At 41.9% G+C, this 26,155-nt stretch carries 24 protein-coding genes; 12 read left to right on the forward strand and 12 right to left on the reverse strand.

The window, feature by feature from the left end; genetic code table 11:
* Nucleotides 1-7: 7 nt before the first annotated feature.
* The 10 genes from ACYIA1_RS21970 (at nucleotide 8) to ACYIA1_RS22015 (ending at nucleotide 8,597) form a co-directional block, all read left to right on the forward strand.
* The gene (locus tag ACYIA1_RS21970; RefSeq protein WP_008771897.1) at nucleotides 8-1,465 is read left to right on the forward strand and encodes a tetratricopeptide repeat protein; all 1,458 of its coding nucleotides are present in this window, start codon (nucleotides 8-10) and stop codon (nucleotides 1,463-1,465) included.
* A 17-nt stretch (nucleotides 1,466-1,482) separates the two neighbouring features.
* Nucleotides 1,483-2,400, forward strand: coding sequence for a DUF368 domain-containing protein (locus ACYIA1_RS21975; protein ID WP_008780454.1), 918 nt, complete (start codon nucleotides 1,483-1,485; stop codon nucleotides 2,398-2,400).
* Nucleotides 2,401-2,574: 174 nt separating this feature from the next.
* Nucleotides 2,575-2,676, forward strand: coding sequence for a helix-turn-helix domain-containing protein (locus tag ACYIA1_RS21980; protein WP_255202288.1), 102 nt, complete (start codon nucleotides 2,575-2,577; stop codon nucleotides 2,674-2,676).
* A 65-nt stretch (nucleotides 2,677-2,741) separates the two neighbouring features.
* Nucleotides 2,742-2,969: a 4Fe-4S dicluster domain-containing protein gene (locus ACYIA1_RS21985; RefSeq protein WP_005856324.1), complete on the forward strand. Its 228-nt coding sequence runs from the start codon at nucleotides 2,742-2,744 to the stop codon at nucleotides 2,967-2,969.
* Between the two features lie 14 nt (nucleotides 2,970-2,983).
* Nucleotides 2,984-4,063: a 3-methyl-2-oxobutanoate dehydrogenase subunit VorB gene (locus tag ACYIA1_RS21990; protein ID WP_048927420.1), complete on the forward strand. Its 1,080-nt coding sequence runs from the start codon at nucleotides 2,984-2,986 to the stop codon at nucleotides 4,061-4,063.
* Between the two features lie 5 nt (nucleotides 4,064-4,068).
* Entirely contained in the window at nucleotides 4,069-4,239 is a 171-nt protein-coding gene (locus ACYIA1_RS21995) for a hypothetical protein (RefSeq protein ID WP_005856320.1), read from the forward strand.
* Between the two features lie 12 nt (nucleotides 4,240-4,251).
* Nucleotides 4,252-5,016 carry a thiamine pyrophosphate-dependent enzyme gene (locus tag ACYIA1_RS22000; protein WP_005856318.1) on the forward strand — a complete coding sequence of 255 codons (765 nt, stop codon included), beginning with the start codon at nucleotides 4,252-4,254 and terminating at the stop codon, nucleotides 5,014-5,016.
* Between the two features lie 18 nt (nucleotides 5,017-5,034).
* Nucleotides 5,035-5,577 carry a 2-oxoacid:acceptor oxidoreductase family protein gene (locus tag ACYIA1_RS22005; protein WP_048927421.1) on the forward strand — a complete coding sequence of 181 codons (543 nt, stop codon included), beginning with the start codon at nucleotides 5,035-5,037 and terminating at the stop codon, nucleotides 5,575-5,577.
* Between the two features lie 104 nt (nucleotides 5,578-5,681).
* Nucleotides 5,682-7,763 carry a putative porin gene (locus ACYIA1_RS22010; protein WP_250788186.1) on the forward strand — a complete coding sequence of 694 codons (2,082 nt, stop codon included), beginning with the start codon at nucleotides 5,682-5,684 and terminating at the stop codon, nucleotides 7,761-7,763.
* A gap of 9 nt (nucleotides 7,764-7,772) precedes the next feature.
* A complete protein-coding gene (locus ACYIA1_RS22015) occupies nucleotides 7,773-8,597 on the forward strand; it encodes a transporter substrate-binding domain-containing protein (protein ID WP_008771887.1) in 825 nt (274 codons plus the stop codon).
* A 2-nt stretch (nucleotides 8,598-8,599) separates the two neighbouring features.
* Here ACYIA1_RS22015 and ACYIA1_RS22020 read toward each other — a convergent pair whose 3' ends face one another.
* Entirely contained in the window at nucleotides 8,600-10,468 is a 1,869-nt protein-coding gene (locus ACYIA1_RS22020) for a PAS domain-containing sensor histidine kinase (protein WP_195471266.1), read from the reverse strand.
* A 136-nt stretch (nucleotides 10,469-10,604) separates the two neighbouring features.
* On the opposite strand from ACYIA1_RS22020, the gene ACYIA1_RS22025 reads away from it, so the two are divergent.
* On the forward strand, nucleotides 10,605-11,885 hold the full coding sequence (locus tag ACYIA1_RS22025; RefSeq protein WP_057318809.1) for a DEAD/DEAH box helicase: 1,281 nt from the start codon (nucleotides 10,605-10,607) through the stop codon (nucleotides 11,883-11,885).
* Nucleotides 11,886-11,982: 97 nt separating this feature from the next.
* Here the strand turns inward: ACYIA1_RS22025 and rho are convergent, their stop codons facing one another.
* The 6 genes from rho to ACYIA1_RS22055 all read right to left on the reverse strand — a co-directional run bounded on the left by rho (nucleotide 11,983) and on the right by ACYIA1_RS22055 (nucleotide 19,577).
* On the reverse strand, nucleotides 11,983-13,959 hold the full coding sequence (rho, locus tag ACYIA1_RS22030; protein WP_480336390.1) for a transcription termination factor Rho: 1,977 nt from the start codon (nucleotides 13,957-13,959) through the stop codon (nucleotides 11,983-11,985).
* A gap of 201 nt (nucleotides 13,960-14,160) precedes the next feature.
* Nucleotides 14,161-15,477, reverse strand: a complete 1,317-nt coding sequence (gene tilS / locus ACYIA1_RS22035) for a tRNA lysidine(34) synthetase TilS (protein WP_196009075.1) — start codon at nucleotides 15,475-15,477, stop codon at nucleotides 14,161-14,163.
* A 73-nt stretch (nucleotides 15,478-15,550) separates the two neighbouring features.
* Complete coding sequence (locus tag ACYIA1_RS22040) at nucleotides 15,551-16,315, reverse strand: zinc ribbon domain-containing protein (protein WP_005868214.1); 765 nt, start codon at nucleotides 16,313-16,315, stop codon at nucleotides 15,551-15,553.
* Between the two features lies 1 nt (nucleotide 16,316).
* Nucleotides 16,317-17,414, reverse strand: a complete 1,098-nt coding sequence (locus ACYIA1_RS22045) for a Nif3-like dinuclear metal center hexameric protein (RefSeq protein WP_480336392.1) — start codon at nucleotides 17,412-17,414, stop codon at nucleotides 16,317-16,319.
* Between the two features lie 111 nt (nucleotides 17,415-17,525).
* Entirely contained in the window at nucleotides 17,526-19,283 is a 1,758-nt protein-coding gene (gene aspS, locus ACYIA1_RS22050; protein ID WP_009276077.1) for an aspartate--tRNA ligase, read from the reverse strand.
* A 120-nt stretch (nucleotides 19,284-19,403) separates the two neighbouring features.
* Nucleotides 19,404-19,577: a hypothetical protein gene (locus ACYIA1_RS22055; RefSeq protein ID WP_005856296.1), complete on the reverse strand. Its 174-nt coding sequence runs from the start codon at nucleotides 19,575-19,577 to the stop codon at nucleotides 19,404-19,406.
* Nucleotides 19,578-20,244: 667 nt separating this feature from the next.
* On the opposite strand from ACYIA1_RS22055, the gene ACYIA1_RS22060 reads away from it, so the two are divergent.
* Nucleotides 20,245-20,538 (forward strand): nucleotidyltransferase family protein, encoded by a 294-nt coding sequence (locus ACYIA1_RS22060; protein ID WP_480336394.1) that lies wholly within the window; start codon nucleotides 20,245-20,247, stop codon nucleotides 20,536-20,538.
* A 560-nt stretch (nucleotides 20,539-21,098) separates the two neighbouring features.
* Here the strand turns inward: ACYIA1_RS22060 and ACYIA1_RS22065 are convergent.
* The 5 genes from ACYIA1_RS22065 to ACYIA1_RS22085 form a co-directional block, all read right to left on the reverse strand.
* On the reverse strand, nucleotides 21,099-22,190 hold the full coding sequence (locus tag ACYIA1_RS22065; RefSeq protein ID WP_011966439.1) for a DUF1972 domain-containing protein: 1,092 nt from the start codon (nucleotides 22,188-22,190) through the stop codon (nucleotides 21,099-21,101).
* A gap of 37 nt (nucleotides 22,191-22,227) precedes the next feature.
* Nucleotides 22,228-23,160: a glycosyltransferase family 2 protein gene (locus tag ACYIA1_RS22070; protein ID WP_229040585.1), complete on the reverse strand. Its 933-nt coding sequence runs from the start codon at nucleotides 23,158-23,160 to the stop codon at nucleotides 22,228-22,230.
* A gap of 14 nt (nucleotides 23,161-23,174) precedes the next feature.
* A complete protein-coding gene (locus tag ACYIA1_RS22075) occupies nucleotides 23,175-23,666 on the reverse strand; it encodes an acyltransferase (RefSeq protein ID WP_227742544.1) in 492 nt (163 codons plus the stop codon).
* A gap of 175 nt (nucleotides 23,667-23,841) precedes the next feature.
* The gene (locus ACYIA1_RS22080) at nucleotides 23,842-24,999 is read right to left on the reverse strand and encodes a glycosyltransferase (RefSeq protein ID WP_480336396.1); all 1,158 of its coding nucleotides are present in this window, start codon (nucleotides 24,997-24,999) and stop codon (nucleotides 23,842-23,844) included.
* Entirely contained in the window at nucleotides 24,977-25,879 is a 903-nt protein-coding gene (locus ACYIA1_RS22085) for a hypothetical protein (protein WP_127908268.1), read from the reverse strand. The genes ACYIA1_RS22080 and ACYIA1_RS22085 overlap by 23 nt, the downstream gene beginning before the upstream one ends.
* Nucleotides 25,880-26,155: the final 276 nt, after the last annotated feature.

A 26,155-nucleotide genomic window follows, 5' to 3' on the forward strand; every position in this document is an offset into this window, starting at 1 on the left:
ATAGTAAATGAAAAAAGACGATATCTCACGCTTGTTACAACATTATCTTTCAGCGAAGGAAGAGGGTAAGGAGCCTTATTTCGACGCTGATCAAATCGATGAAATGTTGGACAGCTTTGAAGATTCGAACGATTATACTTACTTTGATGAAGTCTTAGCCCTCGGGCTAAAGCTTCATCCCGGTAATTCCGCCTTGCAAATCAAGAAAGGCAGGCAATTCGCGTATAACGAGGATTATGAGAGCGCTCTCGCTCTGCTCGAGAATATAGCGGAGACTGATAACCAAGATCTGGATATGTTAAAAATGGAATGCTATTGCTCGCTCAACCAATATCCCAAGGTTCTGGAGATCACGGAAGAGTTGATCACTAGGGATTGTGACTATTTGGAGGAAGTCTTCGAGTACATCTCCCCCATCCTGAATGATTTAGACATGAACAAAGAGGCCCGCGATTTCGTGGACCGTGGCTTGGCTTTATTTCCGGATAACTTGATCCTTAAGAATGAGCTTTGCTACATCCTCGAGACGGAAGGAGACGTTCCCCGGGCGATCGAGTTATGTAATGAGCTAATCGATAAGAATCCTTTCTCATACGAGTATTGGTTTACGCTGGGAAGGCTACATTCCATGGTTGGCGATTACGAGAAAGCGATCGAGGCTTTCGACTTCGCCTTGACGTGTGATGATTCCGATACGGAACTGAAAATATTGAAAGCGTACTGCCTGTATATGAACGAGAGCTATGAGAAGGCGATCGAGGAATATCAAGAAATCGAGGGTGATGAGGAGGTGATGCGCCGTATCTCTCCACTCATGGCGGAATGTTATATGAAGCTGGAGCAATATGAGAAGGCTTACCAACTGCTTTCCACGATCATAAACGATCCGGATATGGAGGATGGGCCGACCAATTATATCAATTATATCCGTTGTTGTACCGAGACTGAGCGTGACAACGAGGCTTCCATCATGTTATTCAAGGCGGCGCAATTGTATCCGAACAATGTCCGTCTCCTTTCTCTTTTAGCGCTTTGCTTGCTTGATAGCGGGAAAAAGGAGGAGGCTATCGCTATTACGAATAAGATATTCAAGATCATCGATAAGAAAAGTATCAATCCGGAAACTCAAGAAGAATGCAACAGCCTGCTTCATGCCGGACAATATTTGCTTTCTAAGGGAGATGTAGATAAGGCGATCTCTTATTACAAGAAAGTCCTTCAAATCAACCCGAAGACTCCAATGATTCATATCCATTTGGCTATGGCTTATCTGGATAACCGTGATATGGAAAATTTCATGGAGCATATCGGCCAAATATCCGGAGATGATCTTCTTTATTTGCTTCGTAAAGTGGGACCAGAAGTATTTGCGGACTTTACCATCGATTCCGATAAAGAGAAGAAACATATCCAACCCGAGGATCTGGTAAAAGAGTTTTTAAAGAATAAAGATAACAGTAATTAGACAATTAATAATGTAATATGCCTAACAAACGAAATCTCAAGGACTACGGTTTTTTAGTATTAAAAGGTATGGGTATGGGAGCGGCGGATGTCGTTCCCGGCGTGTCGGGAGGAACGATCGCCTTTATCGTAGGTATCTACGAGGAACTGATCGACTCTATCAAAAGTATTAACGGGACGACATTGAAACAATTATTCACGGGGAAAATAGCGGCCTTCTGGAAAGGGATCAACGCTAATTTCTTGCTTTCTATCGTGGGTGGTATTGGTATTAGTATATTCTCCCTAGCGAAGATCATTACGTATCTCTTGGTGTATCATCCGATCTTGGTATGGTCTTTTTTCTTTGGTTTGGTGCTGGCCTCTACTTGGTTCGTCTCTAAGGATATCAAGCAATGGAACTGGAAGACGATCTTGAGTTTTGTTGTCGGGGGAGTGATCGCTTTTTATATCACCGTGGCGACTCCCGCCGAGACTCCGAGTAATTTACTCTTTATCTTCCTCTGTGGGGCGATCGCTATTTGCGCCATGATCTTGCCGGGTATCTCGGGTAGCTTTATCTTAGTGTTGCTCGGAAAATACTTCTATATCATGGAGGCGGTCAAGACGTTTAACGTTCCCGTTATGTTGGTGTTTATAGCGGGTGCGGCTATTGGTATCACGACGTTCTCCCGCGTGTTGTCATTCGCCCTTCGTAAATTCCATGATATAACGATCGCCGTATTGGCCGGATTCATGTTGGGTTCGCTTAACAAGGTATGGCCTTGGAAAGAAACGATCGAGACCTATGTGGATAGCCATGGCATGACCAAGCCGTTGGTTGAGGCGAATATCGCTCCGAATCAGTTTGTTTGGGAGGCCGTCGGATTGATGATCTTAGGTTTCGGGATCGTATATTTCCTAGAAAAGCTCTCACAAAAAAGCGCTAAGGCGTAACCCAATATTACAATGGGCATTATAAGGTGATTAGAATGCCCATTGTAACCTTCTTTGAATGGGCATTGTAAAGAGCTTACGATGCCCATTGTTATTTACCTACATTTTATCATCGCACATCGTACTTTTCCAATAAGCGAAATCCTCTCCATACCAATTAAGTGATAAAGAAGCATCAAAAGTAACTATAACCGTACCCTGACCGCCGAGGCTTTAAATATCAGTAGAAAGACGCTATTCAACAAAATGAAACGTTATAATCTTGGCAACGAGTAATTTTTTACTAACTTTGATGCCTCAATAGAAATGTGTTACATTTAGATTTTAAATAAACAAGTATTATGGCGAAAATAAAAGGAGCTGTTGTTGTAAACACAGAGCGCTGCAAGGGATGTAACCTTTGTGTAGTAGCCTGCCCGTCGGATGTACTGGAGTTGCACCCACGAGAAGTAAACAACAAGGGGTATCACTATGTGTACATGAAGAACCCGGACGCATGCATCGGTTGCGCTAGTTGCGGGTTAGTTTGTCCGGACGGTTGTCTAACGATCTACAAAGTAAAAATATAAAGTTATATCAAGATATGGCAGAAGATATAAAATTAATGAAGGGTAACGAGGCCATCGCCCATGCGGCTATCCGCTATGGCGTGGACGGTTACTTCGGCTATCCGATCACTCCGCAGTCGGAGATATTGGAAACCCTTATGGCAGAGATGCCGTGGGAAAAGACCGGCATGGTAGTCTTACAAGCGGAGAGCGAGGTAGCCGCTATTAATATGGTATACGGCGGAGCCGGCTCCGGAAAGAAAGTGATGACCTCTTCTTCCAGTCCGGGCGTGAGCTTGAAACAAGAAGGTATTTCTTATATCGCAGGAGCGGAGCTTCCTTGTCTGATCGTGAACGTTATGCGTGGCGGTCCCGGATTAGGAACGATCCAGCCGAGTCAGGCTGATTATTTCCAGACCGTGAAAGGCGGTGGCCATGGCGATTACCGTTTGATTACCTTGGCACCCTCTTCCGTACAAGAGATGGCCGATTTCGTAGGCCTTGGTTTTGATCTGGCTTTCAAATACAATAACCCCGCTATTATCTTGGCAGACGGTATCATCGGACAGATGATGGAGAAAGTGGTTATGCCTCCCTATCATACCCGTCGTACCGAGGAAGAGATTATCACTCAATGTCCTTGGGCCGTACAAGGAAAGAAGGGCGGACGCAAAGGTAACGTCATCACTTCCTTGGAGCTAGACCCGGCGAAGATGGAAGAGAACAATATCCGTTTCCAAGCGAAATATCGCAAGATCGAGGAAAACGAGGTTCGTTACGAGGAGTTCCAATGTGAGGACGCTGATTATCTATTGATCGCATTCGGTTCTTCCGCCCGTATTTGCCAGAAGGTAGTTGAGATCGCCCGTGCGGAAGGTATCAAGCTTGGCTTGTTACGCCCGATCACGTTATGGCCGTTCCCGACAAAAGTGATCGCCGCTTATGCGGATAAGGTAAAAGGTATGTTATCGGTTGAGTTGAACGCCGGACAGATGGTAGAGGACGTTCGCCTAGCCGTAAATGGTAAGGTGAAGGTAGAGCACTTTGGCCGATTGGGTGGAATCGTATTCACCCCGGATGAGGTATTGAACGCGCTGAAGGAAAAATTATTCTGATCCGTATGACACGAGGAAGTAAAGCTGACGAGATATTGACGCTGGTTTTTATGCTACTGGCCATAGCTGCCGTGGTATGTTACTTCGCTGTTAGCGATAAGGCCGTATTCTTGTATTGTGGCGGGGCGGCGATCGTATTGCGGCTGGTGCAATATGTCTTAAGATATATACATTAATAATTAAAGATTATGGAACTCAACGATATAATTAAACCGGAAAATCTGGTGTATGAAAAGCCCAGATTGATGAATGAAAATCCCATGCACTACTGCCCCGGTTGCAGCCACGGTGTGATACATAAGCTAATCGCCGAGGTTATAGCCGATATGGGTCTGGAAGATAAGACAATCGGTATCTCCCCCGTGGGATGTGCCGTATTCGCATATAACTACTTGGATATCGATTGGATCGAGGCAGCCCACGGACGTGCGCCAGCCATCGCTTCCGCCGTTAAACGCTTGAATCCGGAGAAGATGGTATTCACGTATCAAGGAGATGGTGACTTGGCGGCTATCGGTACGGCCGAAACGATTCATGCAGCCAACCGTGGCGAGAATATCGTGATCGTATTCGTAAATAACGCGATCTATGGTATGACCGGCGGACAGATGGCTCCGACTACACTGGAAGGTATGCCCACGGCTACCTGTCCTTACGGACGCAACATCGCCTTGAACGGTTACCCGCTGAAGATCGGTGATTTATTAGCCCAATTGGAAGGAACTTGCTTGGTAACACGCCAAAGCGTACAGACAGCCGCAGCCGTACGGAAAGCGAAGAAGATGCTTCGTAAGGCTTTCGAGAACGCTATGGCCGGTAAGGGTACTTCTGTGGTAGAGTTCGTCTCCACTTGCTCATCCGGCTGGAAGATGACTCCGGAAAAAGCCAATAAATGGATGGAAGCGAACATGTTCCCCTTCTACCCGCTGGGCGACTTAAAGAATGTTGAATAAGTAATACGGTAAACGACAATGAAACAAGAAATAATTATAGCAGGCTTCGGTGGACAAGGTGTATTGTCTATGGGTAAGATCTTGGCCTATTCCGGTTTGATGGAAGGCAAGGAGGTTAGCTGGATGCCTTCATACGGACCTGAGCAACGTGGCGGTACGGCCAACGTAACCGTTATCTTGAGCGACGAGCGTATCAGCTCACCCGTATTGAATGAATATGATATCGCTATTATCTTGAACCAACCTTCCATGGATAAGTTCGAGAACAAGGTGAAACCGGGCGGTATTTTGATTTACGATGGTTATGGCATCCATACGCCCGCAAAGCGTACGGATATTAACGTATATCGGGTAGATGCCATGGACGCCGCTACCGAGATGAAGAACGAGAAGGCATTCAATATGTTGATCTTAGGCGGGTTACTTAATATCGTCCCGATGGTTCAATTGGAGAACGTCATGCTAGGATTGAAGAAATCCTTGCCCGAGCGTCACCATCATTTGTTGCCGATGAACGAGGCTGCCATTAAGAAAGGAATGGAGATTATACAGAAAATATAAGAAGCTCATTCATTGATGTGCCGATATGCCAATTAAGTTTTCTGATTGGCATATTGGCATATTTTATAATTGGCACATTATTTTTTGTTATATCTTTGCAACCCATGAAGTATTATCTATACATATTACTTTTTCTGATAGGAACGGCGGCTTCCGCGCATGCGCAAGGACGTTCCGGGAGCCGGGGAGGACGAGGTGGATTCTCGTTATCTAATTTATCATCCTCAAACAAGGAAATACCGGATAGCTTGCTGCAAACAGATAGCGCGGCGCTGAAATCAAAACGAATCATCGGTTATCGGCTCACGCCTCTTTTGGGAGAACGTTATATCGCTCCTATGGATACCAATCGATTAAATTTCGGGAATAGTACGTTGGTGGAAGCGAACTCATTGGCCGTAGGTTATCTGGCGAATGTGGGATCGCCGGCGCAAACCCGTATTTTTAACGAACGTAAGGAGGAACGTGATTTCATCTTCGCCGATGCCTATGATTATTATATCACGACCCCGACAAACGCTTATTTCTATGATACCAAAGTACCCTATACCCAAGTGACTTATACGACAGGAGGAGCTAGCCAGAATAAGATGGACCGACTGAAAGGGGTACTGACCATGAACTTTGGCAAGAAGATCAATGTCGGTGGCGAGATGGATTATATCTATAGCCGCGGATATTATAACTCCAACGGTAATAAATTATTAAGTTATCGTTTTTTCGGAAGTTATATCACCGACCGTTACGAGTTAAACGCTTATTTAAGTAATTTCAATTTCGTAAACTACGAGAACGGTGGACTTACAAATGACCAGTATATCACGAATCCCGATGACTTGGCCGAGAATCAAAGAAATATCGATAGTAAATCATACCCTGTCCGTTACACGGACACATGGAACCGTGTCCGTGGAAAACAATATTTCCTGACACAGAGATACAATCTCGGTTTTACCAAAGAATTGGAAGAAACCGATGAGGAAGGGAACATAAAAGAGGTATTCATTCCGGTTTCCAGTATCATCCATACCATCGATTACGAAGATAACCGCAGACGCTTTATCTCTAATGATGCCGGGATCGATACCTGCTACACTCATCTTTATGGTATGGACGCATCTTTGAATGACCAGACTTCCTCATGGAATTTAAAGAATACTTTTGCGTTGGCCTTGCGGGAAGGTTTCCAAGATTGGGCTAAGTTCGGGCTGACCGCCTTCGTTACTTTCGAGAAACGCCGGTTTAGATTGGCATCCCAAGTTCCCGGACTGGATTACGGTCCGGATGGTCGTGGAAGCTCTGAGCCGAGTACATTAAATTTCCCTACTTCCGAGGTATATGATGAGTTTACGACCTACATCGGAGGCGAATTATCCAAACGCCGTGGTAGCCTTCTTACCTACAATGTCCGTGGAGAATTAGGACTTGCGGGAAGTGACGCCGGAGAGGTTCGAGTGAGCGGAGATCTACAAACAAAATTCAAGCTTTTCAAGAAAGACGCTACTATCAAGGCGGAAGGATATATCAAGAATATCACCCCGGCGTTTTACCAACGTCACCATCATGGGCGTTACTATTGGTGGGATCTATCATTGAAAAATGTGCAAAGGATTTACGCCGGAGCGAAAATCAACTTGGAATCCACCCGTACCCAGTTATCCGGAGGAGTGGAAAGTATCCAGAATTATGTATTTTTCAACGGTAAAGGTTTGCCGGAGCAAAGCAATAAGAACATCCAAGTTGTCTCAGCCCGTATCAAGCAAGATATCATGTATCGTGCGTTCGGATGGGAGAATGAGGTGGCCTATCAGCTTTCTAGCGAGAAGTCTCAACTTCCGTTGCCGGATATCAGCGCATACTCGAATATATATCTAGCGTTTAAGTTGGCGAAAGTATTAACCGTACAGATTGGCGCGAACATATACTACAACACCGCTTATTACGCTCCTTATTACGAGCCGGCTACCCAGCAGTTCCAAGTACAGGAAGAAGACAAGAAAGTGAAGGTCGGTAATTATCCGTTGATCAACGCTTATGCGAATTTCCATTTGAAGCAAGCTCGCTTCTTCATCATGGCATACAATCTAGGCTCTAAGTTCGTTGACCCGAATTACTTCTCTCTTGCGCATTATCCGTTGGACCCGATGGTCTTGAAAATGGGTATCTCCGTGACTTTCAATAATTAATCGATTGCCATGAGATCTAAGAAGTTGCTTATCCTATACGCTTTTCTACTGATTGTCGCTGTAGTGACAATGGTACAGCTTTGGAGACTTAACCAACGTCCCCAAGAGATCGGACCTCGTGATTATCCGGAAATCAAGGAAGAAGGAATTCTTCGGATGATAACCGAGTACAATCAATCCGGATATTTCGTATCCGGCGATACGGTGCAAGGTTTTCAATACGAGCTTAGCCAAGCGATCGCTAAATTATCCGGATTGGAGGTTCAGACGCATTTGGAAATGAGTTTAGCGAAAAGTTTCGAGGAATTATCGGACAACAAATGCGACGTAATCGCAAGAAACATACCCATCACCTCCGAGATGCGGGAAAACTACCTGTTCACCGAACCGATCGTTCTCAACAAGCAAGTCTTGGTACAACGTACGGCAGAGGCGAACAACGGACAAGCCCCTATCCGTAACCAATTGGATTTAGCCCAAAAGACTTTATACATACCGAAAGATTCCCCGGCCTTATTGCGTCTGCAAAATCTGGGACACGAGATAGGCGATACGATCTACGTGGTGGAAGATGAGTTATATTCTACCGAGCAGCTTATGATCATGGTAGCCAAAGGCGATATCGATTATGCCGTATGCGACCAACAAATCGCCCGCATGACCCAGAAAAACCTGCCGGAAGTCGATATCCTAACGGATGTCAGTTTTACCCAATTGCAATCGTGGGCGGTCCGTAAAGACTCCCCTGTCCTACTGGATAGCCTAAATAGTTGGCTCCAGCAAATCAAGAACAGTGGATTATACGACCAAATTTATAAGCGCTATTACAAATAGCGCTATTCGTGAGACGGCAAAATAAAGGAGAACTCTGAACCTACCCCTAATTCAGAAGTAACATGTATCGAACCTCCCATCTTAACAACTAATCCTTTGCAGATAGCCAGTCCTAATCCGATACCTTCCATATAGTCGTTTATTTTCACGAAACGACCGAAGACATCTTTCAATTTGTCCTTATCGATACCGATTCCCGTATCCCTTACGTAAAAACGTAATTGATTATCCGGTTGAATGGTATATCCCATCGTGATGCTACCTTCTTTCGTGTTCTTGATAGCGTTGTTCACCAAATTATTAATCAACTGCAACAGACGCATGCTATCCGTACCGAACATATGGTGGTCAGCCCCTTTCTCCAAAACTAACTTGACTCCTCCCGGAACCCGTAACTTGGCGGAAGCATAAATCGTATCCATCAATTCACTGACATCTAATTGCTCATATGTGATCTTTATCGCATCCGCCTCGATCTTCGAGATATCCAAGATGTCATTGATCAATTGCATCAACAATTGGTTATTCATCTTGATCACATCGTAGTACGACATACGTTCCTCATCCGTATCAGCAAAAGCCATCAATTCAGAGAAGCCGGTAATCGCATTCAAAGGAGTCCGGATCTCATGGCTCATATCCGCCAGATATTTCGATTTCATCTTATCAGCGGCCTCGGCCTTCACCTTCGCCTCCTCAAGGCTTAATTCTTGATTCTTCCGTTCCTGAATATTCGTTGAACATCCAAGGATAACCGAAGGTCTTCCTTTCTCGTCCCGTTCATACACGGTAGCAAATACCTCTCTCCAAACATATTCCTTCTTGCCGGGAAATAGCATACGTGCCTCGATCCTTGCCTCAGAGATTTCCCCTCGGCAAAGACGGGTAAACATATTATGATAATGTTCTTGATCATCCGGATGCGCCCGGCTGATAAACTGCCCCCATGACACCTCTATCATATCTTCCGACATGGTATTCCAATCGTTCAAGGTCACAACGGAATCCTTGAAATTATGGGTACTGTCCGGATCGATGAAAATCGAGCATGTACGTATATCACTTATCCGCAATGCCATTTTCGTCAAGATCCGGGTTCTTCTCAAAGTATTCTCCGTAGCCAACTCGGAAGTTATATCTCTCCATAAAGCCAAGACAAGCGGCTTGCCATTATTTAGGGAAATAGGATATTTAGCGACCTCTATATCCCGGTAATCGCCGGAGGCCGATTTTACCTTGCCCTTGAATCTAGCGGTCAGTCCTGTCTTGATCACGTTCATATCGGTTTCCAGACGCTCCTCGGCGGTCATCAAGGCATTATAATTCACCTCGAAATCATCATGTCCCTCGATCTCCCGGGTTTCAATACCCGTTATTTCCTCCATAAAATGATTCCAATACAGGTAATTAAAATGGTTATCCCCATCTTTCACGAAAACCCCCAACGGTAACCGATCTAATATCGTATTGATCAGTTCTTGTAGATTTTTTTCTGTTTTCAGAGAAGATACATCGCGTGTATAAACGATTACAAGCTCCTCATTAAAAAGGCTTGCTTGCGATAGATAATAATAGTTCTTTCCTTCAAAAGAGACCTCAAAAGAGAAATCCACTTTCACTTGCTCCTCGAAAACACGTTTAACCGCAGCTCTATAGATCTCATATTGATCGTAGTTCTTCCCGTCCGGGAACAACGCTTGAGGTTGCTTTCCGATACAGTTATTCGCTAAATAATGATAATAATCGTCTTTTGCAGAAATAACCTTGACAAGAGTAAGATTTCGATCTACTAATACAATCGTATCGGGACTCTTCTCCATGATCATCTCTAATCCAGACTGAACGTTACTTCCGCTTTCTAGACTATTCATATTAATTCTTTCGTTTTTGGGGTATAACTCGGGGATAAAGGTATTTATTTTTCTATTTATCACCAAAGAGAAACCTACCTATTGCATAATATTTCTAAATAATCTTTATCTTTACCGGGAATTTGAATGTAAAAAGATGAGATTTGATGAATTAGATTTGGAAGATGCCGTATTAGACGGGCTTTATGACATGAATTTTGACGAAACGACTCCAGTCCAAGAGTTAACGATTCCTGTCATTTTAGAAGGTAAAGACATCATCGCTTGCGCACAGACCGGAACCGGTAAAACGGCGGCGTATGTTTTGCCAGTTATTAATGAACTAAGCAAAGGTTGTCATCCGACAGACGCGGTGAATGCGGTCATTATGGCACCGACCCGGGAATTGGCTCAACAAATAGACCAACAAATTCAAGGATTCACTTATTTTATACCTTCCATATCCGCAGTAGCCGTGTATGGAGGTACCGACGGAATCGCTTGGGAACAACAAAAGAGAGGTTTAGAGATGGGTGCGGATATCGTGATCGCTACCCCGGGACGTTTATTGTCCCATATTAAGTTAGGTACTGTAGATTTGTCTAAAGTGTCGTTCTTCGTCTTAGACGAGGCGGACCGCATGCTGGATATGGGTTTTTATGATGACATCATGCAGGTTCATAAACAGCTGCCCCCCTACTGCCAGACGATCATGTTCTCGGCTACCATGCCGCCTAAGATCCGGACGTTGGCTAAAACCATCCTAAAAGATCCGGAAGAAGTCAAGATCGCTATCTCACGCCCACCCGAATCTATCATGCAAACCGCATATATCTGCTACGATCCACAAAAGCTCAAGATTCTACAAGATCTCTTCACTCAAAGCCGCCCTCAACGAGTAATTATCTTCTCCTCTTCTAAAATGAAGGTGAAAGAATTAGCGTCTACCTTAAAAAGATTAAAGTTCAATGTAGCCGCCATGCACTCGGATCTAGAGCAATCCCAAAGGGAGGAGGTCATGAAAGAATTCAAGAGCGGACATATCGATATCCTTGTGGCTACGGATGTCGTAGCACGTGGAATTGATATCAATGACATCAAGTTGGTCGTGAACTTCGATATCCCGCATGATCCGGAGGATTACGTACACCGAATCGGACGTACGGCACGGGGTACGAACGGCGAAGGATTGGCGATTACTTTCGTATCGATCGACGAACAAGCACAATTCAAGCGCATAGAGGATTTCTTGGAAAAAGAGGTTTATAAGATACCGGTCAGCCCGGAATTCGGTGAAGTGCCCTTGTATGAGCCGGAAAAATACGGTATGAATAAAAGAGGCAGAGGACGGCCTCGTAAAAGTGAGGATAAAGGATCATCCTCGAGCCCACAAAAACGAAATATGGGACATCGTGGAAGACCTAAAAAGGCGCAATAAAAGCACTATACTTTTGTTAAGGTAAAACACTATACTTTTGGAGCTAAAACAATATTGTTTTGAACTCAAAAGTATAGTGTTTTTTTATGGGATATTATCAACCGTTCATGGATGCCAAGAATTCCATATTATCAACGGTTTGTTCCATCCGTTGCTTAACAAATTCCATAGCCTCCATTGAGTTCATGTCTGATAGATATTTGCGTAAGACCCACATACGGTTCAACGTGCTCTCATCCTGCAATAAATCATCACGGCGAGTGCTGGAAGCCGTGATATCCACAGCCGGATAGATACGCTTATTGGATAATTTACGATCCAATTGTAACTCCATATTACCCGTACCCTTGAATTCCTCGAAGATCACGTCGTCCATCTTAGAGCCAGTCTCCGTAAGGGCGGTGGCTAGAATCGTAAGGCTACCACCATTCTCAATATTACGGGCGGCACCGAAGAAACGCTTCGGCTTCTGCAACGCATTTGCATCCACACCACCGGAAAGCACCTTACCGGAAGCCGGTTGTACCGTATTATAAGCACGAGCCAAACGAGTGATCGAGTCCAGAAGAATCACGACATCATGACCACATTCTACCATTCGTTTCGCCTTGTTCAATACGATCTCAGCGATTTTCACGTGACGTTCAGCCGGTTCGTCGAATGTAGAGGCGATCACTTCCGCATCCACGCTACGAGCCATATCCGTAACCTCCTCCGGACGTTCGTCGATCAATAATATAATCATATAAACCTCGGGATGGTTGTAAGCGATAGCGTTCGCGATATCTTTCAACAACATCGTCTTACCGGTTTTCGGTTGAGCGACGATCAAACCACGTTGCCCTTTTCCGATCGGGGAGAATAAATCAACCACACGTACGGCGATATTATCGTATACTTTCGGTGATTTACGTGCCGTAAGCATGAATTTCTCATCCGGGAATAACGGGGTCAAATGATCGAAAGGAACCCGGTCGCGAACCTCTTCTGGCGTACGTCCATTGATCTTGTCCACTTTCACCAACGGGAAATACTTCTCACCTTCCTTCGGTGGACGGATCGAACCTTCTACCACGTCACCCGTTTTCAAGCCAAATAACTTGATCTGGGATTGAGAGACATAAATATCGTCCGGTGAAGTCAAATAATTATAATCTGAAGAACGAAGGAAACCGTAACCATCTTGCATCATCTCTAACACGCCGGTTCCTGTAAGGATGCCGTCAAACTCATACATTTTCTCTTGAGCCTGCTGGTTGTTATTAGCGTTATTGTTATTACGGTTGTTATTATGATTATTCTGTCGATTGTTCTGTCGAGGATTATTCTGCTGGGGAGCGGCCTCGGGTTGAGGTTTGTTAGCCTCGGGTTTCGGAGCGGAGAACGGGAAAATCTGATCCAATACGGATTTAGCGTCCGGATGGCGGAATACGATGCGCTTAGGCTCTTCTTCCGTCGCTTGTGGTGAAGTGGTTTCTTCCGCTACCTCTACCGGAGTCGTATTTTCCGGCAAAGCGGCTTCTTCTTCCGTTTCAAGTTCCGCCACAACAGGAGGCAACAACGGTTTCTCCACCGGGCTCTCTACTATCGCCGGAGTTTCCACGGCCGAGATTTCCGTTACCGTAGAGATCGTTTGCGGCTCTTTCGAAACCACCACTTCCTTGTTATCCTCGGAAGGAGCGATAGCGCCCGCTACCTTTTCCTTTTTCTCGATACGGACTCTTTTCTTACGTTCAGGCTGCTCTTTTTGCTCTTTCTTGTCAGCCGGAGCAGTCACTAGCTTTTCCGGAGCCTGTTGGGTACTCTCTGCAGCTTCGGCAGTCTCAGCCTTCGCCACTTTAGGAGATTTGGCCGGACGGCCTCTCTTACGGCCCTCTGCAGGCTTCTTAGCCTCTTTCTCTTTCATCTTTTCAGCCTGAATGCCGGCATAGGAGATCGCTTGCTCATCAAGAATCCGATAAACCAACTCTTCTTTCTTTAAGCTGCTAACTTTTTTTATTCCCAACTCTTCCGCGATACTTTGAAGTTCGGGAAGAAGTTTTTCATTTAGTTCTAGAATGTTATATTTCTGCATATTGCGAAGTAATAATATAAATGGTACATACACACGGATCACATATACAAACACGATGTACGCCCAATGGTATCATTGTATCTTTATTTAATTATAATTTTCATGTAATAACCGGATTGTTCAGCTAATTTGAACCATTAGTAACATATCTGCGGAGTAAATCTTCGCAAATGTAAGAATATTTTTACAATAAACGAGGATTTAGCCCAAAAAATTCACAATTAGCACACGCTTTGTTGATTCGTCTATACGAAAACGATTATCAGTCCTTTCTCCTACCACCCAAACGATAGCGTCGCCACTACAAAGAAGCCATGTGCGCTCCTTCTCAATCCGGCTAAATTTATGATCGGAGAAATAGTCACTCAACTTCTTACGTCCTTTCATTCCGAAGGGAATAAACCAATCGCCTTCTTTCCAAGTCCGCAATGTTAAAGGGAAATCGAGTTTATCATAATCCAAATAAGCGATCCGCTTATTCTTCTCGATAGGGAAACCTATAGTTATAACAAGTTTTTGGAAAGATAGTTCAATAGGTTCATGATTAATACCCTTTTCCGGATCTAAAACGAATGTTCGCTCTTCCTTCTTCTCTAAAGAAGTGATCCATAAATAATCCCGATCCTTCAGCAAACGATGGGTGGAAGAGTAAAACAGCTTACCAGGCTCCTTGGTCAAGGCAGCGAAAATATCGTCCGAGACCAGACGGGTAAAACCATATTCTTTTAATAACTCATACAAAATCGTCTCTGGAGCCGGAAACCGCATCAACGCCCCGATAGAAAGACGATCATCCGATACGACAACCTCTTTCCGGGCTTGTTCCAATACATATATATATATAGTCTCTGCGGCAGAAAGATGCTCAGCGGAACGTGCGATGGTATTCCGGGCCGATGGATTTATCTCCTCCAAAAGCGGCAACACATTCAAACGGATGAAATTACGGGTATAAGCATCCGATAAATTCGTGCTATCCACCATATAGGCGTAGCCTTGATCCGCCAACCAAGCCAAGATATCCTCACGGCTTACGCACAGCAAAGGACGGATGATGAAACCATTCCTCGGACGGATCCCGCTCATCCCCCGGATTCCCGTGCCCCGTATCAAATTCATCAAGACTGTCTCCACACTATCGTCCCGATGATGGGCGACGGCGGTCGCCTGCCCTCCCAGCCGCTCCCGCATCTCCTCAAACCAAGCATAGCGCAATTCACGGGCAGCCATCTCTATCGAGAGATGCTTCTCTCCAGCATAAGAGATCGTATCGAAATCTATCTTATGAAAGGGTACTTCCAAAGATTCCGCGAACTCACAGGCAAATGCCTCATCCCGATCCGACTCCTCCCCACGCAAATGAAAGTTACAATGAAGCGCTATACACGGATAGCCCAAACGCACCAATACGCCCAACAAAGCCACAGAATCGGCACCACCGCTCAATCCGACCAAAACCGGACGATCCTCGGATAACAGCCGGTACTTCTCTATATATAAACGTATCGTATGTATCATAACATCTTTGTATTAAAAACAATAATGGCCCTAGCCGGTTTTAGCTAGAGCCATTACTTATAGATCTTTTGAATTAATCTTCTACACCTGCTAATTCCGGGTCGATCATAATACGACCACAGTATTCGCAAACAATAATTTTCTTACGCAACTTGATATCCAATTGCTTCTGAGGCGGGATCTTGTTAAAGCAACCACCGCAAGCGCCACGTTGCACATAAACAACAGCCAAACCGTTACGAGCACCTTTACGGATACGCTTGAAAGCGGTCAACAAACGAGGTTCGATAGCGGCTTCCAGCTTCTTCGCTTTCTCACGAAGTTTCTCCTCATCCTGCTTTGTCTCGGAAATGATCTGCTCCAACTCACTCTTTTTCTGAACCAAGTCAGCCTTACGGCCTTCCAGCTTCTCAGTCAGTTCAGCGATATCTTTTTTCTTAGCGTCTACCGCCTCTCCGAATTCACGAATTTTTTTCTCTGAGAACTCAATTTCCAAACCTTGGAACTCGATCTCCTTAGACAGGTTATCAAACTCCCGGTTATTACGCACATTATCTAATTGTGCCTTATAGCGATCTATCAATGTGGTAGATTCCGTGATCTTATGCTTTTGCTCAACAACAGAAGTCTCAAACTCCTTGATCTCCGCTTGATAGTTCTGGAGACGTGTTTCCAGTCCTGCGATCTCGTCCTCCAAGTCTTGAACCTCCAGAGGAAGCTCACCACGAAGGGTCTTGATCTTATCAATTTCAGTCATCATCGTCTGAAGTTGATACAGCGTAGAAAGCTTTTCTTCAACCGTATATTCCTTTTCAGCTGATTGTTTATCTGTAGCCATTCTATAAATATTTTACTGGGTTTGAATTAACATTCGAAAAATGTACCGCAAAGGTAGGGAATTTTTTCGATATTATGTTATAAAATATGTCTTTTGTACAGATTTCCGATTCATAATGACCGATAACCGCCAGTAGAATCTGGTCCTCCACATCGTAAAAATCGTTGTACTTCGCCTCCCCCGTTATAAAGACATCGGCACCATACGCGATAGCGTCCTTGATCAAGAAAGCGCCGCTGCCTCCGCAGATAGCGACCTCTCGGATAGACTTACCCGTAAATGGGGAATGCTTCACGCAACCGACGTTAAACAGGGCCTTGACCCGTAACAAGAAACTCAACTCATCTTCCTCGGCAGGCAACTCTCCCACTACACCGGAACCTGCCTGTTCCCATGTGTTTGATAACGAATAAAAATCAAAAGCCGGCTCCTCATACGGGTGAACGGATAACAGAGCACGGGTCACCGCTGTCTTCTTGAATGCCGGAAGGATCATCTCCATACGCACCTCTTTCTCTACATGCACCTCGCCGATCTCACCACAAAACGGATTGCATCCCGCATTGGCCCGGAATGTTCCCTCGCCATGTAAATTATAACTGCAAGCATCATAGTTCCCGATACTTCCCGCACCGGCATTGAACAAGGTATTCCGCATGATCTCGGCATAAGCCTCGGGGACAAACGTCACCAACTTCAACAAAGCGCCTTTTTGGGGGCTCAAGATCCGTACATTTTGCAAGCCGATCAACTCTGCCAAACGGTAATTCACGCCTCCTACGGCATTATCAAGATTGGTATGGGCGGCATAAACCACCAAATCATACTTACACGCCTTCATCATGCAACGCTCGATATAATTGGAGCCAGTCAACGACTTAAACGACTTAAAGGCCAAAGGATGATGAGAGATGATCAGGTTACATCCCATCTCGATCGCTTCATCAAGCACCTCCTCGATAACATCTAGGCATAGCAACACACCCGTCGCATGCTGGTTCACGTCGCCAACTTGCACACCCGCATTGTCAAAACCTTCTTGAAGCGGCAGCGGGGCGTAATGCTCTATTTCTCTCAATATATCTTTAACCTTCACCATGCTAAATATCCTTTGATTTATGTTCGGGAGAAAAAGTAATTCCTTTCGGAAGAAAAGAAAATTCCATTCGGATGGAATAAGATTCCCATTCGAATGGAATTTCAGATTGGATTATTTCTTGATATCAACGATCAAATTCAGTTCATCCAACTGGGCTGGATCCAAGACACCCGGAGCATCGAGCATAACATCTCGCCCGGAATTGTTCTTCGGGAAAGCGATACAGTCGCGGATAGAATCCAAACCGGCGAACAAAGACACGAAACGATCCAAGCCATAAGCCAAACCTCCATGAGGAGGCGCTCCGTACTTGAACGCATTCATCAAGAAACCGAATTGCTCTTGCGCTCTTTCTTCGGTGAATCCTAACAGCTTGAACATCTTATCCTGTAATTGGCTGTCGTGGATACGGATAGAACCACCACCCACTTCAACGCCATTGATAACCATATCATACGCATTCGCACGAACAGCACCCGGATCCGTGTCCAACAACGGTATATCATCCGGATTCGGAGAGGTAAACGGATGGTGCATAGCGTAGAAACGTTGATCGTCCTCGTTCCATTCGAACAGCGGGAAGTCGATTACCCACAAGCAAACGAACTTATCCTTGTCACGAAGACCTAATTGATTACCCATCTCTAAACGCAACTCGCAAAGTTGCTTACGAGTCTTCATCACATCGTCGCCGGAAAGGATCAAAATCAAATCACCCGGCTTAGCGCCGAACGCATTCTTCATTTCTTGAAGAACCTCTTGGCTATAGAATTTATCTACGCTTGATTTCACGTTACCATCCGCTTCCACACGGGCGTAAACCAAACCTTTAGCACCTACCTGCGGACGTTTCACGAACTCAGTCAACGCATCCAGTTGTTTACGGGTATAGCTCGCTGCACCTTCCGCACAGATACCCCCTATGTAAGCAGCGTTATCGAATACGGAGAAACCATGGCCTTTCATGATGTCCATCAACTCGACGAACTTCATGCCGAAACGCAAATCCGGTTTATCGCTACCATATTGTTTCATAGCATCTTGCCAAGTCATACGCATAAACGACTCCTTGAACTCGACACCACGGATTACCTTAAACAAATGTTTCGCCATGCCCTCGAACATATTCAAGACATCCTCTTGCTCCACGAAGCTCATCTCACAGTCGATCTGCGTGAACTCCGGCTGGCGATCCGCACGCAAATCCTCGTCACGGAAACATTTTACGATCTGGAAATAACGGTCGAAACCGGAAACCATCAACAATTGCTTCAAGGTCTGTGGAGACTGAGGCAAAGCGTAGAACTGTCCCGGGTTCATACGGGAAGGAACCACGAAGTCACGGGCACCCTCCGGGGTAGAATTTACAAGAACCGGAGTCTCTACCTCCAAGAAACCTTGCTCATCCAAATAGCGGCGAACCTCGAACGCCATTCTATGACGAAGTTCCAGATTCTTACGAACGCAAGCACGACGCAAGTCCAGATAACGATATTTCATACGCAAGTCATCACCGCCATCTGTCTCCTCCTCGATCGTGAACGGAGGGGTAAGCGCAGTGTTCAGGACATTTAATTCAGAAACGATCAACTCAATATCACCTGTCGGGATATGCGCATTCTTGCTGGAACGCTCACGAACCGTACCCGTAACCTGAATCACGAATTCACGGCCCAACTTATTTGCCTTTTCGCAAAGAGCTGCATCAACCTCCTGATTAAATACCAACTGAGTAATACCATAACGGTCGCGGATATCGACAAATGTCATTCCTCCCATTTTGCGGGTTTTCTGCACCCAACCGGCCAGTGTAACCACCAGACCTTCATCCGCAAGGCGCAAGTCGCCACAAGTTCTTGTTCTATACATCTTTATTATTTAATTTGCTAGATTTACCAATCTTTATACCTCAGTTTATTACAAACCGCAACCACAAAGATAATACTATAAATCTTAATAATTATTCTTTTAAGCAAATTAAAATACGTTTTACCCTCTGCTACCCAAGCTGTCCGTATCGGGATTAATCTCTTTCACAGCCTCCTTTACATCCTTGGCCGTTATTTTCTTCTCATTTTTAACAGCGATTTGCTCTACAGGATACTTTTCCTCCATCTCCTCCAATTTAGAGTCTACGGATGTTTTTGAATCATTTGTTCTCATATTCTCTATTTTATTAACGTAATAATGGCTATTAAACAAGCAAGTACTGCCAATGGTTTATAGCAATAGCGACATTGTCCGTGAACATGGGGAGTATCTTCATTTAAGCTTTGATTTAAGGGAACAATACCCCTAGCCACGCCAGTGCGGCATAGGCAGAAATACCATTTCAGCTCTGGTAATACACTTGCTGAGCCTCCTCAATATGACAAACATGAGTATGTCTTCAAGTTTGTGTTTGAAGTTCTCCCTGCTTGTTCTGCAGTATTTAGGGACTGAAGATACAAATTTTCTCAAATGAGTCATGATGCCGCCACGAAGACAGTCAAGGTGTTTCTTCTTTAGTAATATTATGTGTGAAAAGTTGTATATCAAGAAAATAAATCCTGTTTTTGCTATCGCAAAAACAAAAGCGGAAGACAATATAAACATCATATCGCTATTGAATTCCGCCTATAAAAAAATAAGAATGAACGATAAGATGAAACACCTAAGGCGGTGCTTCCGTATCGCTGCGCACGGATATAAGGATTTTTATGGCAAAAACAAGCGATGAACAATATTTCTTAAATGAAAAAGCCGTGTGCCAAAGGTACGGATTTCCGGCTTATGTTACAGTAGATATTACCTAATTATCATATCTTTGCGTAAAATGAATTAAGAAGACATGAAGTCAACAACTGAATATATAAACATCTTGCGTGACTATATGGCGAAGAATGCATCCAAATATAGCATTACCCGTATGGGAATATTTGGTTCTGTAGCCAGAGGGGAACAAACAGAAAACAGTGATGTTGATGTTTGTTTAGAGACCTCAAAGCCAAATATGTTCGCATTGGTACATATAAAGGAAGATTTACAATCCCTATTCGGCTGTAATGTCGATATTGTCCGATTGCGGGATCAAATGGATTCACTTTTGAGAAACCGAATTGAAAAGGAAGGCATTTATGTGTGATACAGAATTAGTCCGTTCCTCTTTGACAAAGATACAAACGGCTTTAGATAGATCGCTCGCTTGGTCAGCCCATCTTCCCAATGTTGTTCCGCCAAGTACTGAATGAATCGGTCTTTTTGATCGTCTGCCATACCCTCACTGTATTTTACAGGAGCTCGAAAGAAGGTTTCCCTGCTCAACTACTCCCTCTTCTGTTTGATTGAAAGATATTACAAGAAACCTTATTCCTTTTACAAAAAGACTGAACAGACTCGCCTCTTGGCAGTGACTCTGTTTGGTACTGAAAATAAAATCGCTCTAAATCCTCGTTGCTATACACAAATCTATAAGTTTTTGTTCGCAACGAAGGTACGGATTCTAAATCTCAGCCCTAAATTGAGTGCTTACAGACATGATACTCTTCAATTCGGTATCACCCAAAAAGTCTGTAAGTTAGACAAGAAGAATAGTCTATACATTCAGAGTCCATCATACATTTATGAATTGCAAAGGAGAGAATATCTATTTGGAAGGACAGTATAAATCAACATGCCAAAATCTTCAATTAACGGCATAATAATTTATTTTGCAGATACGCCATATAAACGCTCATATTGTTTTGTTATCATTATCCATCGATAACATCTTTGAGCTATTTCCATCATATTTTCTGCATTTAAAACATAATAAGAATCAGGCATTTTCAATAAATTCACAAGATCTTCTACAGAAGAAAAATAATCCGCCTTATTTTCCGTTGTCTCTCTATTATAAATCACATCATAAGCCAATATCGGTTTATTAAAAAACATTGCTTCCACCAAAGACGGATTGGTACCACCTGCACTATGTCCGTGAATATAATAGCAACAATGGCTTCTAAGAACATTCAACACCTTCACATCATAAATTGGGGAAAGTAAATGGATATTTTCACAATCACCATATTTATCTTTTAGCATCTTTCCATACGAACTTCTTTCCCAATTTCCTATAAAAAACAATTCTTTCCCAGTCCGTTTAAAAGCTTCCAATGTTATATGTACGTTATTTTCCGGCTCTATTCTGCATAACGAAAAAGAATAATCTACATCTTTTAGACCATATTGCTCTAATACTTCATCTTCTATATCAGAAACGTCACACAAAACATGATCACCACCATAAGCAATCAACTCAGCCTGTTTACCATACTCTTCTAATACATAATCTTGAATTCCCTTATTATCGGCCACCACTACATCTGCATATTTCACAGCCATTTTTTCTGAGAACCTCAAGAATCGCCGTGTCCACTTTCCCCATTTATTTCTTCGGTGTTCCAATCCATCAATATTAATTATCAATTTCTTTTTTGAGAACAAACGATAAATGGGTAAAAAGCAACATCCAGAGACACCTAATATCAGAACAACATCACTTCTCCGTGTAGCTTGAATCAAAGACAGAATATCATAAAAGATACTTTGAATGCCATTAGCATCTAAAGGAATATACTTTAACGAAGCACCTTTATACAAACTAAGCCTCTTAGGATAACTTTTACTACTACAATATACCGTATAATTCCCATCCTTAGAAGCATTTTCACCTATCACATTTTCGACTAAGGTTTCAAAACCTCCATAATTAGCAGGTACTCCAACCGTACCAATGATTGTTATATATTTCATGTAAACAACTTATTATACACACATTATCATAGCAAAATCAACCACTATACACTAAAAAAGATAATTTTTTCAACCGCTTCTTAATACGATTATATAGTTTATTAAAAGGAACAATAAGTATTAACATATATGTCAAATAATAAGAAAACCACGGGAAATACTTCTTAATATTTTGCTTATATCCGTATATATCAAAGCATTCTATCCTTGCCACATATTTATTAAAAAGAAGCGTAGGAAGAAAATAGAATAATATATCATTCAATATATGCTTTTTACATTTCATGGAAATATATCCAGATTTATATACAGCATCAATCAAAGACGGATATTCAATAGTAAAAGCTTTGAATTTATTATGCCCACCTCGTTTAGGAATCCTTTGAACATCAAACAAATATTCATCATTAATAATATATTTTCCTAAACAATGTTGCGTCAAGAACAAGGAGGTATGAGGAAATAAAGGATTTAACTTTATTTCTCCTATCTTATCAAATTCATCTTTCCATATGCAGAAGCCATTGCTTGACGAAGACCAATATGACAAGTTATACATAAAAGAATTAAAATCATCATATGCCAACACTCTGTTTTTATTAAGCATTCCATTTGAATAGAATAGTAAAGCTTTATCATTTTGCGACCCTCTAATATCATCAATTATTTTCGTCAAACTCCCTTTTTTGAATTTTGCTTGACTATTATGAAGTTTTAAGAATGTGCCCTTCGCATATGTAAGAACACAATAGGAGTTTAAAAATCCCTCACAATCTGTATGGAAATATTTTAAGTTTTCAAAATCAAATTTATTAACCAACAGTTCTATTTCATGTAGAGGATCATTATCAGAAAGAATAACCTCATAATCAGTTATTGGAACATCTGAATTATCTTGAAAAATACTTGTAAGTGTTAGTTCTAGTTGCTCAATCCTTTTACAGCACGGAATACATATAGATAATAACATAAATAGAATGATTGTTAAATATATTTGATAATTTTTGCCGGAATCCCCCCTATAACACAATTATCAGGAAACTGTCCACGCACAACAGCACCTGCTGCTACAACACTGTTATCGCCGATGATAGTACCATCTAAAATCGTAACTTTTGCTCCAATCCAACAATTCTTGCCAATTTTAACGCCAACACCATTAACACCTTGTAGCCTAATAGGAATATTTGTATTATGATAATTATGATTCTCTGGATGTATACTCACATAATTTCCGAATATAGTATCATCTCCAATCTCTAAAAAGCCCATTCCACTTCCATAATGCCCATGTGTACCTAATCCGACATAATTTCCTACTCGCATTCCCTTTCCAAAATACCGTAAAGAACCTGTTAATTCTATGTGCGTATTATAACCGATAGATACGTTATCGCCGCATATCAGCCCCTCTTGGGAAAGAGCATTTATATAACAATTTCTTCCTACACTGAAATTTTTTCCTACTTTAATCATAGAGGTACACCTCATTACACTTGAAGGATGTATAAAAAGTTTTTTTATTGATCGAAAACGAATAATACCCCAAAGCAAGGATAGTCCTCGTGACAGGAAAAGTAAGATAACATAAGATAATGGAACCCTTGAATCTAATTTAAAATCTTCTCCTTTCACAGTACTAATAAATCTGTTAATTATACGCATCTGTAAAATTCTGTTTTAATAGCAACTTCTGATAAAGAATATTATGCCGATTTATCATATTTTCAATGGAGTAATGATTACAAACAAGCAACTTAGCTTGTTCTCCAAGTTTTTTCTTTAGCTCACTATCACATAAAACACTCAGAATTTTGTTAGCCAAATCTTTATAATCATAGGTTTCATATAAAATACCGTTAACATTCTCCTCTATTAGATCACAGCAAGATGGTATTTTAGAAGCAACCACAGGTAGTTCCACAGCCATCATTTCCATAAGAACCAATGGTAGCCCTTCAGATTCTGAGGGAAACACTCCAACATCTGCAATTGACAGATATTCAACAATATTGGGAATAGAACCAGTAAATGTGATTTTATCATCTAATGATTTTTCATGAACAACAGATTGATATTGTTCTTTAAGTGGGCCATCTCCAATAAATAGTAATAAGGCAGAAGGGTGATACTGTGTCACTATTTCCCACGCCTTGATTAGGGTATCGTGATTCTTTCCTTCACAAATTCGTGCAACATAAACAGCAACATATTTATCTTCACTAATCCCCATACACGATTTCGTAAGATTACGTTTACAAAATTTTTCTTTTGTATCAATTCCATTTACTATCGTCAAATGTTGATTAGAAGTATATAATCTTTTAACAACACGACTTACCGTAGGACCAACAGATATAATTATCGTTTTTAACAATCGACATGCACACCAATCGAAGATAAAACGTATTTTATCTTCGATTGTTCTTTTTTCCAGAAAAAAACCACTAAAATGTATGCTTCTAATATTAACCGGAACAGTTCTCGATAGCAATATACCTATAGATAAAAAGAAATATGAAAATGAGGAATTGTGCGCATGAACAATATCCGGTTTTATCTTTTTCAACAAATCCACTAAATTCGGCAAATAACGAATATAATTAACATGATGATTCCTGTTACTTTCAAAAGGAAGGTAAAAAACAGAGATATATTCAGGTATTTCAAGGTGCAGATCATTCATATCTTTGTGCAAACATATAATATAGATCTTATTCCTCAATTTGGCGAAACTTGACGATAGATGACAAACAACCGACTCTACGCCTCCTCTGTTTAATCCATCAACAAAGTATACGATTTTCATATTTTGAATCTAATGATTTATAATGTAAATAAATGAATATCAATGATGCAACATCAATATACCCTTTAATTAATAATATCAAAGCATAAAAAAACACCGTAAAAAAGAAAAACGAAAGAATCCGTTCTTTAAATATCAAACCAGAAATTCTAACTATACTATATTGATATAATAGAAATAGTATTACTCCAGGAACACCAAAATAGAACAATAACCTAACATACCCAACATCAGAATCACCATAATAACTATCGCCTTTAGTCCAACGCATATCACCAATATAATATGTTTTTTGATTTTGCGGCCATATACTCAAATGATATTCCGTTAATCCATCACTTGATGCAGTCGATAGTTCTCCATTTTCAACTAAATTAATAAAAGCTTCAAAACCAAAATCAATGATATCACCATAATCTTCCTGCAATTTGGGAGATGATGTATAAATGAAAACTAATGCTATACCAAAAACAGTAAGATAGATTATAAATTGTCTGAAAACTAAAAATACCTTATTACACATTTTAGGTATTAATATACAAAAAATCAAATACACTATACTAAACACACAACCAATCATAGCCGTCCTTGCAAAGAAGATACCTACAATGAATATATAAACATATAGCAATATCAACTTAATTAATTGCTGCTTGTTTTTCGCTTTTAACATGAATGGCATTATAGCAATTAAGCCTAATCCATATATAGCTCCAGCTCCAAAGTAGAAACAACCGAGTCCGATCAACCGGACTCCGAAATACATTTTAATAACCCTACTAGTAAGATCTATACCTTGTAAATCAAACAGGAATAAACATATTGGTTGATTGACAAACATTACTATAGCTATAACAGACTGTACAACTAATGTCATCAAAAAATAGCGTGTTATTACATAAAAGCTTATTACCTTGCAAAACCTTTTTGTAATATAGTATGTACAGTAAGAAAGAAGTAATAAATAAATAACTTGAAAAGGAAATATAATAAACGTATTTTCGGTTATCGTATTTACAACACTTGAAAGCACTGTAAACAAAGACATCAAGACAGGATAAAACAAAGTCTTTATATATCTACACTTTACTTTTCTATTAAGTAACAATCCATCTTTAATCATATAAATAAAGAAAAACAAAAAGACTAAAAGCCT

The sequence above is a fragment of the Parabacteroides sp. KHUB-02 genome (assembly GCF_056640955.1).

Bases quoted from the DNA above. Each gene is read 5' to 3' on its own strand.
- ACYIA1_RS21970 (WP_008771897.1), top strand. From the start codon at position 8: ATGAAAAAAGACGATATCTCACGCTTGTTACAACATTATCTTTCAGCG.
- ACYIA1_RS21975 (WP_008780454.1), top strand. From the start codon at position 1,483: ATGCCTAACAAACGAAATCTCAAGGACTACGGTTTTTTAGTATTAAAA.
- ACYIA1_RS21985 (WP_005856324.1), top strand. From the start codon at position 2,742: ATGGCGAAAATAAAAGGAGCTGTTGTTGTAAACACAGAGCGCTGCAAG.
- ACYIA1_RS21990 (WP_048927420.1), top strand. From the start codon at position 2,984: ATGGCAGAAGATATAAAATTAATGAAGGGTAACGAGGCCATCGCCCAT.
- ACYIA1_RS21995 (WP_005856320.1), top strand. From the start codon at position 4,069: ATGACACGAGGAAGTAAAGCTGACGAGATATTGACGCTGGTTTTTATG.
- ACYIA1_RS22000 (WP_005856318.1), top strand. From the start codon at position 4,252: ATGGAACTCAACGATATAATTAAACCGGAAAATCTGGTGTATGAAAAG.
- ACYIA1_RS22005 (WP_048927421.1), top strand. From the start codon at position 5,035: ATGAAACAAGAAATAATTATAGCAGGCTTCGGTGGACAAGGTGTATTG.
- ACYIA1_RS22010 (WP_250788186.1), top strand. From the start codon at position 5,682: ATGAAGTATTATCTATACATATTACTTTTTCTGATAGGAACGGCGGCT.
- ACYIA1_RS22015 (WP_008771887.1), top strand. From the start codon at position 7,773: ATGAGATCTAAGAAGTTGCTTATCCTATACGCTTTTCTACTGATTGTC.
- ACYIA1_RS22020 (WP_195471266.1), bottom strand. From the start codon at position 10,468: ATGAATAGTCTAGAAAGCGGAAGTAACGTTCAGTCTGGATTAGAGATG.
- ACYIA1_RS22025 (WP_057318809.1), top strand. From the start codon at position 10,605: ATGAGATTTGATGAATTAGATTTGGAAGATGCCGTATTAGACGGGCTT.
- rho (WP_480336390.1), bottom strand. From the start codon at position 13,959: ATGCAGAAATATAACATTCTAGAACTAAATGAAAAACTTCTTCCCGAA.
- tilS (WP_196009075.1), bottom strand. From the start codon at position 15,477: ATGATACATACGATACGTTTATATATAGAGAAGTACCGGCTGTTATCC.
- ACYIA1_RS22040 (WP_005868214.1), bottom strand. From the start codon at position 16,315: ATGGCTACAGATAAACAATCAGCTGAAAAGGAATATACGGTTGAAGAA.
- ACYIA1_RS22045 (WP_480336392.1), bottom strand. From the start codon at position 17,414: ATGGTGAAGGTTAAAGATATATTGAGAGAAATAGAGCATTACGCCCCG.
- aspS (WP_009276077.1), bottom strand. From the start codon at position 19,283: ATGTATAGAACAAGAACTTGTGGCGACTTGCGCCTTGCGGATGAAGGT.
- ACYIA1_RS22055 (WP_005856296.1), bottom strand. From the start codon at position 19,577: ATGAGAACAAATGATTCAAAAACATCCGTAGACTCTAAATTGGAGGAG.
- ACYIA1_RS22060 (WP_480336394.1), top strand. From the start codon at position 20,245: ATGAAGTCAACAACTGAATATATAAACATCTTGCGTGACTATATGGCG.
- ACYIA1_RS22065 (WP_011966439.1), bottom strand. From the start codon at position 22,190: ATGAAATATATAACAATCATTGGTACGGTTGGAGTACCTGCTAATTAT.
- ACYIA1_RS22070 (WP_229040585.1), bottom strand. From the start codon at position 23,160: ATGTTATTATCTATATGTATTCCGTGCTGTAAAAGGATTGAGCAACTA.
- ACYIA1_RS22075 (WP_227742544.1), bottom strand. From the start codon at position 23,666: ATGATTAAAGTAGGAAAAAATTTCAGTGTAGGAAGAAATTGTTATATA.
- ACYIA1_RS22080 (WP_480336396.1), bottom strand. From the start codon at position 24,999: ATGAAAATCGTATACTTTGTTGATGGATTAAACAGAGGAGGCGTAGAG.